Origin of the sequence: uncultured Exiguobacterium sp., from assembly GCF_964277885.1 — a bacterium.
Lineage (GTDB): Bacteria > Bacillota > Bacilli > Exiguobacteriales > Exiguobacteriaceae > Exiguobacterium_A.
Genome location: NZ_CAXYJR010000008.1, coordinates 18,304 through 34,924, shown reverse-complemented (window position 1 = coordinate 34,924; position 16,621 = coordinate 18,304). Strand labels below are relative to the sequence as shown.

Sequence of the window (16,621 nt, the reverse complement as noted above, 5' to 3'; positions counted from 1 at the left end):
GATATTACACCCGTCCTTCTCTATAAGAAGAAGTGGGTCTGAGAGGTGAATCAGTTGACTGGTCAACTTGTTCAGTACGGTCGTCACCGTCAGAGAAGAAGCTATGCACGTATCAGCGAAGTATTGGAACTTCCAAACTTAATCGAGATTCAAACGAATTCGTATGAGTGGTTCCTGCGGGAAGGTCTTCGTGAGATGTTTCATGACATTTCGCCGATTTCCGATTTCACAGGGAATCTCGTATTAGAATTCATCGACTACTCGCTCGGAGAGCCGAAGTATTCGATCGATGAATCGAAAGAGCGCGACGTGACCTATTCGGCACCACTACGCGTTAAAGTCCGTCTTCAAAATAAAGAGACGGGTGAATTGAAAGAACAAGAAGTCTTCATGGGTGACTTCCCGCTTATGACGGAGTCGGGAACATTCATCATCAATGGAGCGGAGCGCGTAATCGTTTCGCAGCTTGTTCGTTCGCCAAGTGTTTATTACAACAATAAGTTAGATAAGAACGGTAAGCGTGGATTCTCCGCGACAGTCATCCCAAACCGTGGTGCATGGCTCGAGCTCGAGACAGACGCGAAAGACATCGTTTATGTTCGCATTGATCGCACGCGTAAGATTCCAGTAACGGTTCTTTTACGTGCTCTTGGTTTCGGTACGGATCAGGAAATCATCGATCTTCTCGGTGATGATGAGTACCTCCGGAATTCACTTGAAAAAGATAATACGGAATCAACGGAAAAAGCCCTCATCGAGATTTATGAGCGTCTACGTCCGGGAGAGCCGCCGACAGTCGAAAACGCAAAAGCGTTGCTCGTGTCGCGCTTCTTTGACCCGAAACGTTATGATTTGGCAAACGTTGGTCGTTATAAAATCAATAAAAAGCTTCATCTTAAGAACCGTCTCTTCGGTCAAAAACTTGCGGAAACGCTTGTTGATCCTGAGACAGGTGAAGTCATCGCGGAAGCAGGAACGGTCCTTGATCGTCGTATGCTCGATAAAGTTCTTCCATTCCTCGAAGGATCCGTTGGTTACATCGAAGCGACGCCTACTGGCGGCGTGACGCAGGGTGAGGCTTTCAACTTACAGTCAATCAAGGTGTTCGCACCGGACGATGCTGAAGGTGAACGCATCATCAATATCATCGGTAACGGTAACATCGATCGTGACATCAAGCACATCACGCCTGCTGACATGATTGCTGCCATCAACTACTTCTTCAACTTGTTGCATGAAGTCGGTACGACAGACGATATCGACCACCTTGGTAACCGTCGTCTCCGTTCAGTCGGTGAGCTGCTCCAGAACCAATTCCGGATCGGTCTCTCACGGATGGAACGTGTCGTTAAGGAGCGGATGTCGATTCAGGATCAGAATGCGATCACGCCACAGGCATTGATCAACATTCGTCCAGTTATCGCATCGATTAAAGAGTTCTTCGGTAGCTCGCAGTTGTCTCAGTTCATGGACCAAACGAACCCGCTTGCGGAATTGACGCACAAACGTCGTCTTTCAGCACTCGGACCGGGTGGTTTGACACGTGAGCGCGCTGGTTTCGAAGTTCGTGACGTACACTACTCGCACTATTCCCGTATGTGTCCGATCGAAACGCCAGAGGGACCAAACATTGGTTTGATCAACTCGTTGTCTTCGTACGCGAAGGTCAATGAGTACGGCTTCATCGAAGCGCCATATCGTCGTGTGGATCCGGAAACGGGCGTCGTCACGGATGAAATCCACTACATGACTGCTGACGAAGAGGATCTCTACGTCGTCGCACAGGCAAACATGTTGTTGACGGAAGAGAAGACGTTCAAAGATTCACACGTCCTTTCACGTTTCCGTGGACAAAACTTGTCTGTCGAACCAGCACGTGTCGATTACATGGACGTTTCGCCGAAGCAGGTTGTATCTGCCGCAACGGCTTGTATCCCGTTCCTTGAGAACGATGACTCGAACCGTGCCCTCATGGGAGCGAACATGCAACGTCAGGCCGTCCCACTTCTGAACCCGGAATCTCCGATTGTCGGTACAGGAATGGAGTACGTGTCTGCGAAAGACTCAGGAGCCGCTGTCGTTGCGAAGCACGCAGGGATCGCTGAGCGTGTCACGGCGCGTGAAATCCTTGTCCGTCGTACGACGGAAGTCGATGGCAACATCGTTGAAGGTGAACTCGATCGTTACAAGATTCAAAAATTCATCCGTTCTAACCAAGGAACGTGTTATAACCAAAAACCAATCATCAAAGCAGGCGACCCAGTCGATAAAGGCGAGATCCTTGCAGATGGTCCATCGATGGACGGTGGGGAACTTGCGCTTGGTCGTAACGTACTCGTCGGTTTCATGACATGGGATGGTTACAACTATGAGGATGCTGTCATCATGAGTGAGCGTCTTGTTAAAGACGACGTCTACACATCGATCCACATTGAAGAATACGAATGTGAGTCGCGTGATACGAAACTCGGACCGGAAGAAATCACACGTGATATTCCGAACGTCGGTGATGATGCCTTGAAAAACCTCGACGATCGCGGAATCATCCGTGTCGGTGCGGAAGTCAAGGACGGCGATATCCTCGTCGGTAAAGTTACGCCGAAGGGTGTAACGGAATTGACAGCGGAAGAACGTCTTCTTCATGCAATCTTCGGTGAAAAAGCACGTGAAGTCCGTGATACATCTCTCCGTGTACCACACGGTGGTGATGGAATCATCCTCGACGTCAAAATCTTCGACCGCGATAATGGGGACGAGCTCTCACCTGGTGTCAACCAGTTGATTCGTGCTTACATCGTTCAGAAGCGTAAGATTCACGAGGGTGACAAAATGGCGGGTCGTCACGGTAACAAAGGTGTTATCTCGCGTATCCTTCCAGAAGAAGACATGCCGTATATGCCAGACGGTACACCAATTGACATCATGTTGAACCCACTTGGGGTTCCATCACGGATGAACATCGGGCAGTTGCTCGAGCTTCACCTCGGGATGGCAGCACGTCAACTCGGCATCAAAGTCGCATCACCAGTATTCGATGGTGCGCGTGAGGAAGATGTTTGGGCAACGATTGAAGAAGCAGGTATGGATCGCGACGCGAAGACTGTCCTTTATGATGGTCGTTCGGGTGAAGCGTTCGATAACCGCATCTCTGTCGGTGTCATGTATATGATTAAACTTGCTCACATGGTCGATGATAAACTTCACGCACGTTCGACAGGACCATACTCACTCGTTACACAACAACCGCTCGGTGGTAAAGCCCAGTTCGGTGGTCAGCGTTTCGGTGAGATGGAAGTATGGGCACTTGAAGCATACGGCGCAGCCTACACGCTCCAAGAGATCCTTACAATCAAGTCGGATGACACGATCGGTCGTGTTAAAGCGTACGAAGCAATCGTCAAAGGTGAGAATGTACCACAACCGGGCGTACCGGAATCGTTCCGAGTCCTCATTAAAGAGCTTCAATCACTCGGTATGGACGTCAAGATGATGTCTGCTGATGATGAAGAGATCGAAATGCGCGACGAAGACGAGGACAATATCCCGAACGCGACTCCAGCACTCGAAGAAGTTCAAGCGCCTGTCGCACCAGTTGTTACTGAAGAGGAATAAGCGAAAGGGAGGTCCACCCCTTGGTAGATGTTAATAGATTTGAATATATGCAAATCGGCCTCGCTTCCCCCGAAAAGATCCGTTCATGGTCTTTCGGGGAAGTGAAAAAGCCGGAGACGATCAACTATCGTACACTCAAACCGGAGAAAGACGGTTTGTTCTGTGAACGTATCTTTGGTCCAACAAAAGACTGGGAATGTTACTGTGGTAAATACAAACGGATCCGTTATAAAGGAATCATTTGTGACCGCTGTGGCGTTGAAGTCACGAAGTCGAAAGTCCGTCGTGAGCGCATGGGTCACATCGAGCTCGCAGCACCGGTTTCGCACATTTGGTACTTCAAAGGAATTCCTAGCCGTATGGGACTCGTCCTCGACATGTCACCGCGTGCGTTAGAAGAGATCATCTACTTCGCGTCGTACGTCGTCACAGATCCAGGCGAATCGACACTTGAGAAGAAACAACTCCTTTCAGAGAAAGAATACCGTGCATATCGTGAGAAGTTCGGTCGTTCGTTCACTGCTGAAATGGGTGCGGAAGCAGTTCGTAAATTGCTCCGTGATGTAGAACTCGATAAAGAAGTCGCTGCATTACGTGAAGAGCTTCGTATGATTCAAGGACAACGTCGTACGCGTGCGATCAAACGCCTTGAAGTCCTCGATGCGTTCCGTAACTCAGGCAACAATCCAGAATGGATGGTGCTTGAAGTACTTCCAGTCATCCCACCGGAACTTCGTCCGATGGTTCAACTCGATGGCGGACGTTTCGCGACGTCTGACTTGAACGACTTGTACCGCCGCGTCATCAACCGTAACAACCGTCTCAAGCGTCTTCTTGACCTTGGCGCTCCGAACATCATCGTTCAGAATGAAAAACGGATGCTTCAAGAAGCAGTCGATGCTTTGATCGATAACGGTCGTCGTGGTCGTCCAGTCACTGGACCAGGTAACCGTCCACTTAAATCACTTTCACACATGTTGAAAGGGAAACAAGGACGTTTCCGTCAAAACTTGCTCGGTAAACGTGTCGACTACTCTGGTCGTTCGGTTATCGTCGTTGGTCCAAACTTGAAGATGTATCAATGTGGTCTTCCAAAAGAAATGGCCCTTGAACTCTTCAAACCGTTCGTCATGAAAGAACTCGTCTCTCGTGGCATCGCACCGAACATCAAGAGTGCGAAACGGAAAATCGAGCGCGTTCAACCTGAAATCTGGGATGTCCTCGAAGAAGTCATCCGTGAGCATCCGGTTCTCTTGAACCGTGCACCGACACTTCACCGTCTCGGTATCCAGGCGTTCGAACCAACGCTCGTCGAAGGACGCGCGATTCGCCTTCACCCACTCGTATGTACGGCATACAACGCCGATTTCGATGGTGACCAAATGGCGGTTCACGTACCACTTTCGGCAGAAGCACAAGCAGAAGCACGTCTTCTCATGCTCGCTGCACAAAACATCTTGAACCCGAAAGACGGTAAACCTGTTGTTACACCATCGCAGGATATGGTCCTCGGTAACTACTACCTCACGCTCGAGCGCGAAAACGCGATCGGCGAAGGTAAAATCTTCTCGACAGTGAACGAAGCGCTCATCGCTTACCAAAACGGTTATGCGCACTTCCATACACGTGTTGCGATTCCAGCCGGCGTTCTGAAGAACCCGACATTCACGGAAGAGCAAAACGAGAAATTATTGATTACAACAGTCGGTAAGTTGATCTTCAACGAGATCCTCCCAACGACGTTCCCTTACTTGAACGAACCAACGATGACGAACCTTCAAGAAGCGACGCCAGACAAGTACTTCCTTGAAAAAGGAACAGATGTCGCGGCAGAACTGAAGAACCGTCCGATTATCGACCCGTTCAAAAAAGGATTCCTTGGAAATGTCATCGCGGAAGTCTTCAAACGGTTTGAGACGACAGAAACAAGTCGCATGCTCGACCGCATGAAAAACCTCGGATTCAAACACTCGACTCGTGCCGGTATCACGGTAGGGATCGCGGACATCATCGTTCTTCCGGATAAACAAGAGATTCTTGTTGAAGCGCAGGACAATGTCGATCGCGTCATGAAATCGTACCGTCGTGGTCTCATCACAGAAGACGAGCGCTATGAGCGCGTCGTTAAATCGTGGAATGATGCGAAGGATGAAATTCAGTCTCGTCTGATGAAATCCCTCAACCGTCTCAACCCGATCTTCATGATGAGTGACTCCGGTGCCCGTGGTAACGCGTCGAACTTCACGCAGCTCGCTGGTATGCGTGGGCTCATGGCCGCTCCAAGTGGACGGATCATCGAGCTCCCGATCAAATCATCGTTCCGTGAAGGTCTAACGGTACAGGAATACTTCATCTCAACACACGGTGCACGTAAAGGTCTTGCCGATACAGCCTTGAAAACGGCTGACTCAGGTTACCTGACTCGTCGTCTTGTTGACGTTGCTCAAGACGTCATCATTCGTGAAGATGATTGTGGAACGGATCGTGGTATCCGCGTCACAGCACTCCGTGAAGGAACGGAAGAAATCGAAAGTCTCTACGACCGTCTCGTCGGCCGTACTGCATTCGAAAACGTCGTTCACCCAGAAACAGGAGAAGTCCTCGTTTCAACGAACGAACTCATCGATGAAGACCTCGCGCGTGCCATCACGGACGCTGGTGTCGATAACGTTGAGATCCGTACTGCCTTCACATGTAACACAAGCCATGGTGTCTGTAAGAAATGTTACGGACGTAACTTGGCTACAGGCAACGACGTCGAAGTCGGCGAAGCTGTCGGTATCATCGCGGCACAATCAATCGGTGAGCCAGGAACGCAGCTTACAATGCGTACCTTCCACACAGGTGGGGTTGCCGGGGACGATATCACACAAGGTCTTCCGCGTATCCAAGAGTTGTTCGAAGCGCGTAACCCGAAAGGTCAAGCGGTCATTTCGGAAATCGATGGTCAAGTCATCGACTTCACGGAATCGCGTGACAAACGTGAATTGACGGTCCAAGGACTCAGCGAAACACGCACATACACGATCCCATTCGGTTCGCGTCTACGTGTTCAGCTCGGGGACGAGGTCAAAGCTGGTCAAGTCTTCACGGAAGGTTCGATCGATCCGAAAGAACTCTTGAACGTTAAAGGTGTATCCGGCGTTCAGAACTACTTGCTCCAAGAAGTTCAAAAAGTATACCGGATGCAAGGGGTTGAGATCGGTGACAAACACGTCGAGGTCATGGTTCGCCAAATGATCCGTCGCGTACGTGTCATCGAGTCTGGTGAGACTTCACTCTTACCAGGTTCGCTCGTCGATATCAGCACGTTCAAGGAAGCTTGTAAAGAAGCGCTCCGTAACGGGAAAGCTCTCGCTTCGGCGAAACCAGTTCTTCTCGGTATCACGAAAGCGTCACTTGAAACAGATTCATTCCTATCGGCTGCGTCGTTCCAAGAAACGACTCGTGTCCTTACGGATGCAGCGATTAAAGGGAAGAGCGACTACCTTCGCGGCTTGAAAGAGAACGTCATCATCGGTAAGTTGGTTCCAGCTGGTACTGGGATGTCACGTTACCGTCAGATCGATCTCGAAGTAGCTGGCGAAGCACCTGTAGAAGCCGATTCTCCGGTAGAATAAAACGCCTTGACACGCCGGTATGGCGGTGCTACTATGATATAGTGTTGCCAACCGGCTGTGTTATTTTGGAGGATATCTTCATGTCTTACAAAAAAGTAGTCGGCGCAGATTTGAAGTTTGTCGGTCAAAAGCAAACGCTCAAAGCATTGCGATCTGGCAAGGCGTCGGAAGTGATCATTGCGGATGACGCAGATGAACACGTAAAACAAGCATTGCTCGATGCGGCGAAACAAGCTAACGTTCCAGTCGTGAATGTTCCTTCTAAGCAAGAGCTTGGAAAAGCTTGTGGAATCGATGTCGCAGCAACAGCTGTTGCCATTAAGAAAGTTTGATAATGCGTTTTGTGTGGCGATGGAATGCCTGAGCCACGCAAAACGTTTCATTATGACTTTCGATGAACCACCCGGCTCGGTGGTTTTGAAATTTGTCATGAATTCAGGAAGGGAGGATCTCAAAGATGCCTACTATCAACCAATTAGTCCGTAAAGGACGTCAATCAAAAGTTGTGAAATCAGATTCGCCAGCGCTGAACAAAGGGTACAACAGCTTCATTAAAGCTCGTACTGACATCAGCTCACCACAAAAACGTGGTGTTTGTACTCGTGTAGGTACAATGACTCCGAAGAAACCGAACTCGGCTCTTCGTAAATACGCACGTGTACGTTTGACGAACACAATGGAAGTAACAGCTTACATCCCAGGTATCGGCCACAACCTTCAAGAGCACAGTGTTGTTCTTATCCGCGGCGGCCGTGTAAAAGACTTACCAGGGGTACGTTACCACATCGTTCGTGGTGCGCTTGATACAGCTGGTGTTGACGGCCGTATGCAAGGTCGTTCGAAATACGGTACTAAACGTCCTAAAGTTAAAAAATAATCTAGATATCTTAAGATATCACCTCACTATATGAAAGGAGGGACTCGGAATGCCACGTAAAGGTCAAGCAGAACGTCGTGATGTAATGGCTGATCCGATCTACAACTCTAAACTCGTTACCCGCCTTATCAACCGTCTTATGTTAGATGGTAAAAAAGGTACTGCTCAACAAATCTTATACAAAGCTTTCGAAACTATCGCTGAACGTTCAGGTCGCGATGCAATGGAAGTCTTTGAAGAAGCGATGAACAACATCATGCCAGTTCTTGAAGTTAAAGCACGCCGTGTAGGTGGAGCTAACTATCAAGTTCCTGTCGAAGTTCGCCCAGAGCGTCGTACGACACTTGCACTTCGTTACCTCGTGAACTACTCACGTCTCCGTAACGAAAAAACTATGGATGCGCGCCTTGCTAACGAAATCATGGACGCTGCAAACAACACTGGTGCTTCTGTTAAGAAGCGCGAAGATATGCACAAAATGGCGGAAGCGAACAAAGCGTTTGCTCACTACCGCTGGTAATTCCGAAAATCACCACCTCATGCATGCCATTTTTAATGGAATTATGAGGTGGCTTTCGGGTATAGTCATGACGTGTGGCAACACACGACCACTAAACTAAAATGCGAAAGGAGAATGTTTAAAGATGGCAAGAGAATTCTCCCTTAAGAACACTCGTAACATCGGGATCATGGCTCACATCGATGCTGGTAAAACAACAACGACTGAGCGTATCCTGTATTACACGGGTCGTATCCACAAGATTGGTGAAACGCACGAAGGTGCTTCACAAATGGACTGGATGGAGCAAGAGCAAGAGCGTGGGATCACGATTACATCGGCAGCAACAACTGCTCAATGGAAAGGTAACCGCGTAAACATCATCGATACACCTGGACACGTAGACTTCACAGTTGAGGTTGAACGTTCACTTCGCGTACTTGATGGTGCGGTAGCAGTACTTGACGCTCAGTCTGGTGTTGAGCCACAAACTGAGACAGTATGGCGCCAAGCTACAACTTACGGCGTACCACGTATCGTTTTCGTTAACAAAATGGATAAAATCGGTGCAGACTTCTTGTACTCGGTCGGAACGCTTCGCGAACGCCTCCAAGCGAACGCACACGCGATCCAACTTCCAATCGGTGCGGAAGATGAATTCAAAGGAATCATCGATCTCGTCGAACAGAAAACATACATGTACGGCAACGATCTCGGAACTGACATCGAAGTGACTGACGGTTTCCCAGCTGATCTCGCTGATCAAGCTGAAGAACTCCGTGGATCATTGATCGAAGCAGTTGCGGATTACGAAGAAGAATTGATGATGAAATACCTCGAGGGTGAAGAAATCACAATCGACGAGTTGAAAGCGGCTATCCGTAAAGCAACTCTGACAGTTGACTTCTATCCTGTACTCGTAGGTTCGGCATTCAAGAACAAAGGTGTTCAGCTTATGCTTGACGCAGTTCTCGATTACCTCCCATCACCAATCGACGTTAAAGCGATCTCAGGTATCGACATGGATACGGATGAAGAAATCGTGCGTGAGTCTTCGGACGAAGCACCATTCTCTGCACTCGCGTTCAAAGTCATGACTGACCCTTACGTCGGTAAACTTACATTCTTCCGTGTGTACTCTGGTACAGCTTCGGCAGGATCGTACGTTAAAAACTCAACAAAAGGCAAACGTGAGCGTCTTGGACGTATTCTTCAAATGCACGCAAACAGCCGTGAAGAGATCCCGATGGTATACGCGGGTGACATCGCTGCAGCTGTAGGTTTGAAAGATACAACTACTGGAGATACGCTTTGTGCAGAGAAAGACAACGTCGTTCTCGAATCAATGACATTCCCAGAACCAGTTATCTCGGTCGCTATCGAACCAAAAACGAAAGCTGACCAAGATAAAATGGGTCAAGCCCTTGCTAAGCTTGCTGAAGAGGATCCAACGTTCCGCACTGAAACAAACCCAGAGACTGGTCAAACGATCATCTCAGGTATGGGTGAGCTTCACCTCGACATCATCGTTGACCGTATGCGTCGCGAGTTCAAAGTCGAAGCAAACGTTGGTGCTCCACAAGTAGCTTACCGTGAAACGATCCGCCAAGCGGCGAAGATCGATTCGAAGTTCGCTCGTCAATCTGGTGGTCGTGGTCAGTATGGTCACGTCGTCGTAGAATTCGAGCCGAACGAAGAAGGCGCTGGCTTCGAGTTCAACAACAAAATCGTCGGTGGTGTTGTTCCACGTGAATACATCCCAGCGGTTGAGAACGGAATCGAAGAAGCACTTCAAAACGGTATCCTTGCTGGTTACCCGGTCGTTGACGTAAAAGCTTCACTCGTCTTCGGATCGTACCACGATGTCGACTCAAACGAGATGGCATTTAAAGTTGCGGCTTCAATGGCAGTCAAACAACTCAAAGATAAGAGCGGCGCTGTTATCCTTGAGCCAATGATGAAAGTTGAAATCGTCATCCCAGACGAATACATGGGAGACATCATGGGTGATGTTACATCACGCCGTGGTCGCGTAGAAGGTATGGAAGCACGCGGTAACGCTCAAGTTGTCCGTTCAATGATTCCACTTTCTGAAATGTTCGGATACGCTACTGGTCTTCGTTCACGCACACAAGGTCGCGGAACGTACTCGATGCACTTCGATCACTACGAAGAAGTACCGAAATCAGTTGCGGAAGAAATCATCAAAAAAGCGAACGGCTAATCCTTCACAGGTTGTCACGCTTTTATGATTAGTGTAAGCTAAGGAAGGTGTACGTTATCTTACGACTCACCTTCCTAGTTATAAAAAATTATTAGACACATAGAGGAGGAATTCAGAATGGGTAAGGAAAAATTCGACCGTTCTAAACCGCACGTTAACGTTGGTACAATCGGCCACGTCGACCACGGTAAAACAACTTTAACAGCAGCTATCTCAGCTGTACTTGCAAAAGCACAAGGTAAAGCTGCAACTAAGTTTGACCAAATCGATGGTGCTCCAGAAGAGCGCGAGCGCGGTATCACAATCGCAACAGCTCACATCGAGTACGAAACAGAAAAACGCCACTATGCACACGTTGACTGCCCAGGTCACGCTGACTATGTTAAAAACATGATCACTGGTGCTGCACAAATGGACGGCGCGATCCTCGTTGTTTCTGCAACAGATGGTCCAATGCCACAAACACGTGAGCACATCTTGCTTTCACGTCAAGTAGGTGTTCCTTTCATCGTAGTATTCATGAACAAAGTTGACATGGTTGACGACGAAGAGCTTCTTGAGCTCGTCGAAATGGAAATCCGTGAGCTTCTTTCTGAGTACGACTTCCCAGGTGATGACCTCCCAGTTATCCAAGGTTCTGCTCTTGGCGCGCTTAACGGCGAAGCTAAATGGGAAGAAAAAATCATGGAACTCATGGCAGCTGTCGATGAGTACATCCCAGAACCAACTCGTGACACTGAAAAAGACTTCATGATGCCAGTTGAGGATGTCTTCTCAATCACTGGTCGTGGTACAGTTGCTACTGGCCGCGTTGAGCGTGGAGTTCTTAAAGTCAACGACGAGATCGAAATCGTTGGTCTTCACGAAGAAACTAAAAAATCAGTATGTACTGGCGTAGAGATGTTCCGTAAGCTTCTTGACTATGCTGAAGCTGGCGACAACATCGGTGCTCTTCTCCGTGGTGTATCACGTGACGACATCGAGCGTGGACAAGTTCTCGCGAAACCAAACACAATCACACCACACAAAAAGTTCAAAGCGCAAGTTTACGTTCTTTCTAAAGAAGAGGGTGGCCGTCACACGCCATTCTTCGCGAACTACCGCCCGCAGTTCTACTTCCGTACAACTGACGTAACTGGTATGGTTCAACTTCCAGAAGGTACTGAAATGGTTATGCCTGGGGACAACATCGAAATGACTGTTGAACTCATCGCACCAATCGCTCTTGAAAAAGAAACTCGTTTCTCAATCCGTGAAGGTGGCCGTACAGTAGGCGCTGGATCAGTTACAGAAATCGTTGAGTAATTTTTAAGACAAAGGTCTTCCGTCTCCCGTGGCGGAAGACCTTTTTTCATTTCTTTGAAAACAGTCTTGCAACATGGTCTGACATCTTATATACTGAGGAAAGTGTTTGTGCGAGTGGTGAGAGACTTGAATACATATTCTATTTTATTAGTGCTTGCATTCTTGCTGGTGATTCAGTATGATAGAATATGTTGGTCACAAACACAACGCGATGAAGCGGGAGGTTATGACACACCAGGCGGCATTGCCATGGCTAGTGTGGAAATTTCCGCGGAGAATGTCTATTTACGAAATAGGCGAAAAGGAGGGAAATAACATGGCAAATGAAAAAATTCGGATCCGTTTGAAAGCATACGATCACCGCGTGCTTGATCAATCGGCTGAGAAGATTGTCGACACAGCAAAACGTTCAGGTGCTACTGTATCTGGTCCGATCCCACTCCCAACGGAGAAAGCGGTCTACACAGTACTTCGTGCCGTTCACAAGTATAAAGATGCTCGTGAGCAGTTCGAAATGCGTACACACAAACGTTTGATCGACATCGTTAACCCAACACCGAAAACTGTTGATGCGCTTATGCGTCTCGAACTTCCATCGGGCGTTGACATCGAAATCAAACTTTAATTTTTCTTCTATAGATAGTTGATACTAGCCAGAAGATCAAAATCATTCAATATTAGGAGGTGTATCTCATGGCTAAAGGAATCTTAGGAACTAAACTCGGTATGACACAAATCTTCAACGAGTCAGGCGAAGTCGTCCCTGTTACTGTCGTTTCAGTCGAAGGTAACGTTGTTCTTCAATTGAAAACAACGGAAGTTGACGGTTACGAAGCAGTCCAACTCGGCTTTGGTGATATCAAAGAAGGTCGTCAAAACAAACCGCAAAAAGGTCACGCTGCGAAAGCAAACGCGACACCTAAGCGCTTCATTAAAGAAATCCGTACATCAGTAGCAGATTTCGAAATCGGTCAAGAGATTAAAGCAGATACTTTCGCTGCAGGCGAAATGGTTGATGTAACAGGTACGTCGAAAGGTAAAGGTTTCGCTGGTGCAATCAAGCGTCACAACCAATCACGTGGTCCAATGGCTCACGGTTCGCGTTACCACCGTCGCCCAGGTTCAATGGGTCCTGTTGCTCCTAACCGTGTATTCAAAGGGAAATTGCTCCCTGGACGCATGGGTGGAGAGCAAATCACTGTTCAAAACCTTGAAATCGTAAAAGTTGATGCAGAACGCGGCTTACTCCTCGTCAAGGGTGCTATCCCAGGCGCACGTAAGAGCCAAGTTGTCATCAAAACTGCGGTTAAAGGCAACTAATCCGTTTGCAAGGAAAGGAGGAATAACGAATGCCTAAAGTAGCTTTGCTTAACCAAACAGGTACACAAGTTGGAGACATCGAGCTCGCAGATGCCGTTTTCGGAATCGAGCCAAATGAAGCAGTCGTATACGATGCAATCGTCATGCAACAAGCTTCACGTCGCCAAGGTACACATGATACAAAAGGTCGCTCGGAAGTTCGCGGTGGCGGCCGTAAACCATGGAAACAAAAAGGTACTGGTCGTGCACGCCAAGGTTCGATCCGTTCGCCACAATGGGTTGGCGGTGGAACTGTCTTCGGTCCAACACCACGTTCGTACGCTTACAAACTTCCTAAAAAGGTTCGTCGTCTCGCACTTCGTTCAGCACTTTCTTCGAAAGTCGCTAACAACGAGTTCATCGTTCTTGAAGGATTGACAATCGATGCTCCTAAAACTAAGGACATGATCGCAGTATTCGCTGCTCTTTCAATCGAACGTAAAGTTCTCGTCGTTACTGCTGATTACAACGAGTCAGTCGTTCTTTCAACACGCAACATCCCAGGTGTCACAGTCGTTGACGCTGCAGGTGTAAACGTCCTTGATCTTGTCGCTCATGACAAAGTCATCATTACGAAGGACGCTGTTGCGAGAGTAGAGGAGGTGCTTGCATAATGGCACACACACACGACATTATCAAACGTCCTGTCATTACTGAACGTTCAGTAAACCAAATGGCTGAGAAAAAGTACACATTCGAAGTAGACGTGAAGGCATCTAAGACTCAAATCAAAGATGCAGTTGAAGCGATCTTCGGAGTGAAAGTTGACAAAGTCAACACATTGATCTCAAAACCAAAAGCAAAACGCGTAGGTCGTCACGCTGGTTACACAGCACGCCGCAAAAAAGCGGTCGTCACGCTTACTGCAGATAGCAAAGAACTCGATTACCTCGGTTAATCGGAACTCTGTAGAAAAGGAGGGAACTCTCGATGGGAATTAAAAAGTTTAAACCGACCACTAACGGTCGTCGTAATATGACTGCACTTGACTTTGCTGAGATTACGGCTTCACGTCCTGAAAAATCGTTAACTGAAAAGCTTTCGAAAAAGGGCGGACGTAACAACCAAGGTCGCTTGACAGTACGTCACCAAGGTGGCGGACACAAACGTAAATATCGTATCATCGACTTCAAACGGAACAAGGATGGCATCGCTGGTCGTGTCGCTACAATTGAGTACGATCCAAACCGCTCTGCTAACATCGCATTGATCCACTACATCGATGGTGAAAAACGCTACATCCTCGCACCGAAAGGCTTGAAAGTAGACATGCAAGTCATGGCTGGACCAGAAGCTGACATTAAAGTCGGTAATGCTCTTCCACTTTCAAACATCCCAGTCGGTACGTTGATCCACAACATCGAACTTAAGCCAGGTAAAGGTGGTCAGCTCGTTCGCGCAGCTGGTACTTCTGCTCAGCTTCTCGGTAAAGATGGTAAATACGCGATCGTTCGTCTTCAATCAGGCGAAACTCGTATGATCCTTGCTACTTGCCGTGCAACAGTCGGCGCTGTCGGTAATGAAGAGCACGAGCTCGTCAATATCGGTAAAGCTGGTCGTTCACGCTGGCTCGGAAAACGTCCTACAGTTCGTGGTTCTGTCATGAACCCAGTCGATCACCCACACGGTGGTGGTGAAGGACGTGCTCCAATCGGTCGTTCGGGCCCACTTACTCCTTGGGGTAAACCGGCACTCGGATACAAAACTCGTAAGAAAAACAAAGCGAGCGATAAATATATCGTCCGTCGTTCTAAAAAATAATTACATGATTTCTGGACGGTTCGTAGGAACCGTTCCTGAATCATGCCAAAGGGAGGTACAACTATGGGTCGCAGCTTGAAAAAAGGTCCATTCGCAGATCACCATCTGCTCGCTAAGGTTGATAAAGCCAACGAAGCTGGTGACAAACATGTCATCAAAACTTGGTCACGCCGCTCGACAATCTTCCCAGAGTTCATCGGTCACACGATCGCTGTCTACGATGGTCGTAAACACGTACCGGTTTACGTGACAGAAGATATGGTCGGTCACAAACTTGGTGAATTCGCTCCAACACGTTCTTACAAAGGACATGCTGGAAACGATAAGAAAACGAAACGTTAATCTGAGGGGAGGTACTCATTATGCAATCAAAAGCATCGGCTAATATGGTTCGCATTGCTCCTCGTAAGGCACGTCTCGTAGTAGACTTAATCCGCGGGAAGCAAATCGGCGAAGCACTTTCGATTCTTGCTTACACGAACAAGGCAGCAACGCCAATCGTTGAGAAAGTATTGAAATCGGCAATCGCGAACGCTGAGCACAACTTCGACATGAACATCGAAAACCTCGTAGTTACTGAGGCTTACGTAAACGAAGGTCCAACGCTCAAACGTTTCCGCCCACGTGCAATGGGTCGCGCAAGCCGCATCAACAAACGTACGAGCCACGTTCACATCGTGGTATCTGAAAAATAAGGAGGGATTACCGTGGGTCAGAAGATTAACCCAACTGGTCTTCGCGTAGGTATCATCAAAGACTGGGAATCACGTTGGTTCGCAGATAAAGACTATGCTGATCTCCTTCATGAAGACTACGTAGTTCGTGAATATATCGAAAAACGTCTTAAAGACGCTAGTGTCTCTAAAGTAGAAATCGAGCGCGCAGCTAACCGCTTGAACATCTCACTTCACACTGCTAAGCCTGGTATGGTTATCGGTAAAGGCGGTTCTGAAATCGAAACACTTCGTAAAGACATCACTAACCTTGCAAAAGGCAAACGCGTTCACGTTAACGTCGTTGAAGTGAAAAACCCGGATGCAGTTGCTAAACTCGTCGCTGAGAACATCGCTCGCCAACTTGAAGGTCGCGTATCGTTCCGTCGTGCTATGAAGCAATCAATCCAACGCTCAATGCGTTCTGGTATCAAAGGAATCAAGACTGAAGTTTCTGGTCGTCTTGGTGGCGCTGATATCGCTCGTTCTGAGAAGTATTCGGAAGGAACAGTTCCACTTCATACACTCCGTGCAGACATCGATTACGGTACTGCAGAAGCAGATACAACTTACGGCAAAATTGGCGTAAAAGTATGGCTCCACCACGGTGAAGTGCTTCCTACGAAAAAAGCAGCAGCAAACGAAGAATAA

15 protein-coding genes are annotated in these 16,621 nt (G+C 48.1%); all 15 read left to right on the top strand.

What is annotated here, in order from left to right:
* Window positions 1–54: 54 nt before the first annotated feature.
* The 15 genes from rpoB to rpsC all read left to right on the top strand — a co-directional run bounded on the left by rpoB (window position 55) and on the right by rpsC (window position 16,621).
* Entirely contained in the window at window positions 55–3,612 is a 3,558-nt protein-coding gene (gene rpoB, locus ACHWTJ_RS15840) for a DNA-directed RNA polymerase subunit beta (RefSeq protein WP_058705179.1), read from the top strand.
* Window positions 3,613–3,632: 20 nt separating this feature from the next.
* On the top strand, window positions 3,633–7,232 hold the full coding sequence (gene rpoC, locus ACHWTJ_RS15835) for a DNA-directed RNA polymerase subunit beta' (protein ID WP_023466618.1): 3,600 nt from the start codon (window positions 3,633–3,635) through the stop codon (window positions 7,230–7,232).
* An 80-nt stretch (window positions 7,233–7,312) separates the two neighbouring features.
* Window positions 7,313–7,564 carry a ribosomal L7Ae/L30e/S12e/Gadd45 family protein gene (locus ACHWTJ_RS15830; RefSeq protein ID WP_023466620.1) on the top strand — a complete coding sequence of 84 codons (252 nt, stop codon included), beginning with the start codon at window positions 7,313–7,315 and terminating at the stop codon, window positions 7,562–7,564.
* A gap of 125 nt (window positions 7,565–7,689) precedes the next feature.
* Entirely contained in the window at window positions 7,690–8,109 is a 420-nt protein-coding gene (gene rpsL / locus ACHWTJ_RS15825) for a 30S ribosomal protein S12 (protein ID WP_023466621.1), read from the top strand.
* 49 nt (window positions 8,110–8,158) lie between these two features.
* The gene (rpsG, locus tag ACHWTJ_RS15820; protein ID WP_023466623.1) at window positions 8,159–8,629 is read left to right on the top strand and encodes a 30S ribosomal protein S7; all 471 of its coding nucleotides are present in this window, start codon (window positions 8,159–8,161) and stop codon (window positions 8,627–8,629) included.
* Between the two features lie 124 nt (window positions 8,630–8,753).
* The gene (gene fusA / locus ACHWTJ_RS15815; protein WP_023466625.1) at window positions 8,754–10,832 is read left to right on the top strand and encodes an elongation factor G; all 2,079 of its coding nucleotides are present in this window, start codon (window positions 8,754–8,756) and stop codon (window positions 10,830–10,832) included.
* Window positions 10,833–10,949: 117 nt separating this feature from the next.
* On the top strand, window positions 10,950–12,137 hold the full coding sequence (gene tuf / locus ACHWTJ_RS15810; RefSeq protein ID WP_023466627.1) for an elongation factor Tu: 1,188 nt from the start codon (window positions 10,950–10,952) through the stop codon (window positions 12,135–12,137).
* A 316-nt stretch (window positions 12,138–12,453) separates the two neighbouring features.
* The gene (rpsJ, locus tag ACHWTJ_RS15805) at window positions 12,454–12,762 is read left to right on the top strand and encodes a 30S ribosomal protein S10 (protein ID WP_029343090.1); all 309 of its coding nucleotides are present in this window, start codon (window positions 12,454–12,456) and stop codon (window positions 12,760–12,762) included.
* Between the two features lie 68 nt (window positions 12,763–12,830).
* Window positions 12,831–13,457, top strand: coding sequence for a 50S ribosomal protein L3 (gene rplC, locus ACHWTJ_RS15800; protein WP_023466629.1), 627 nt, complete (start codon window positions 12,831–12,833; stop codon window positions 13,455–13,457).
* A 29-nt stretch (window positions 13,458–13,486) separates the two neighbouring features.
* Entirely contained in the window at window positions 13,487–14,110 is a 624-nt protein-coding gene (rplD, locus tag ACHWTJ_RS15795; RefSeq protein WP_023466630.1) for a 50S ribosomal protein L4, read from the top strand.
* The gene (gene rplW, locus ACHWTJ_RS15790) at window positions 14,110–14,394 is read left to right on the top strand and encodes a 50S ribosomal protein L23 (protein WP_023466631.1); all 285 of its coding nucleotides are present in this window, start codon (window positions 14,110–14,112) and stop codon (window positions 14,392–14,394) included. The genes rplD and rplW overlap by 1 nt, the downstream gene beginning before the upstream one ends.
* Window positions 14,395–14,426: 32 nt before the next feature.
* Complete coding sequence (gene rplB / locus ACHWTJ_RS15785) at window positions 14,427–15,257, top strand: 50S ribosomal protein L2 (RefSeq protein ID WP_023466632.1); 831 nt, start codon at window positions 14,427–14,429, stop codon at window positions 15,255–15,257.
* Between the two features lie 63 nt (window positions 15,258–15,320).
* The gene (rpsS, locus tag ACHWTJ_RS15780) at window positions 15,321–15,599 is read left to right on the top strand and encodes a 30S ribosomal protein S19 (protein ID WP_012369013.1); all 279 of its coding nucleotides are present in this window, start codon (window positions 15,321–15,323) and stop codon (window positions 15,597–15,599) included.
* 20 nt (window positions 15,600–15,619) lie between these two features.
* Complete coding sequence (rplV, locus tag ACHWTJ_RS15775) at window positions 15,620–15,952, top strand: 50S ribosomal protein L22 (RefSeq protein ID WP_012369014.1); 333 nt, start codon at window positions 15,620–15,622, stop codon at window positions 15,950–15,952.
* A gap of 12 nt (window positions 15,953–15,964) precedes the next feature.
* Window positions 15,965–16,621, top strand: coding sequence for a 30S ribosomal protein S3 (gene rpsC / locus ACHWTJ_RS15770; RefSeq protein ID WP_023466633.1), 657 nt, complete (start codon window positions 15,965–15,967; stop codon window positions 16,619–16,621).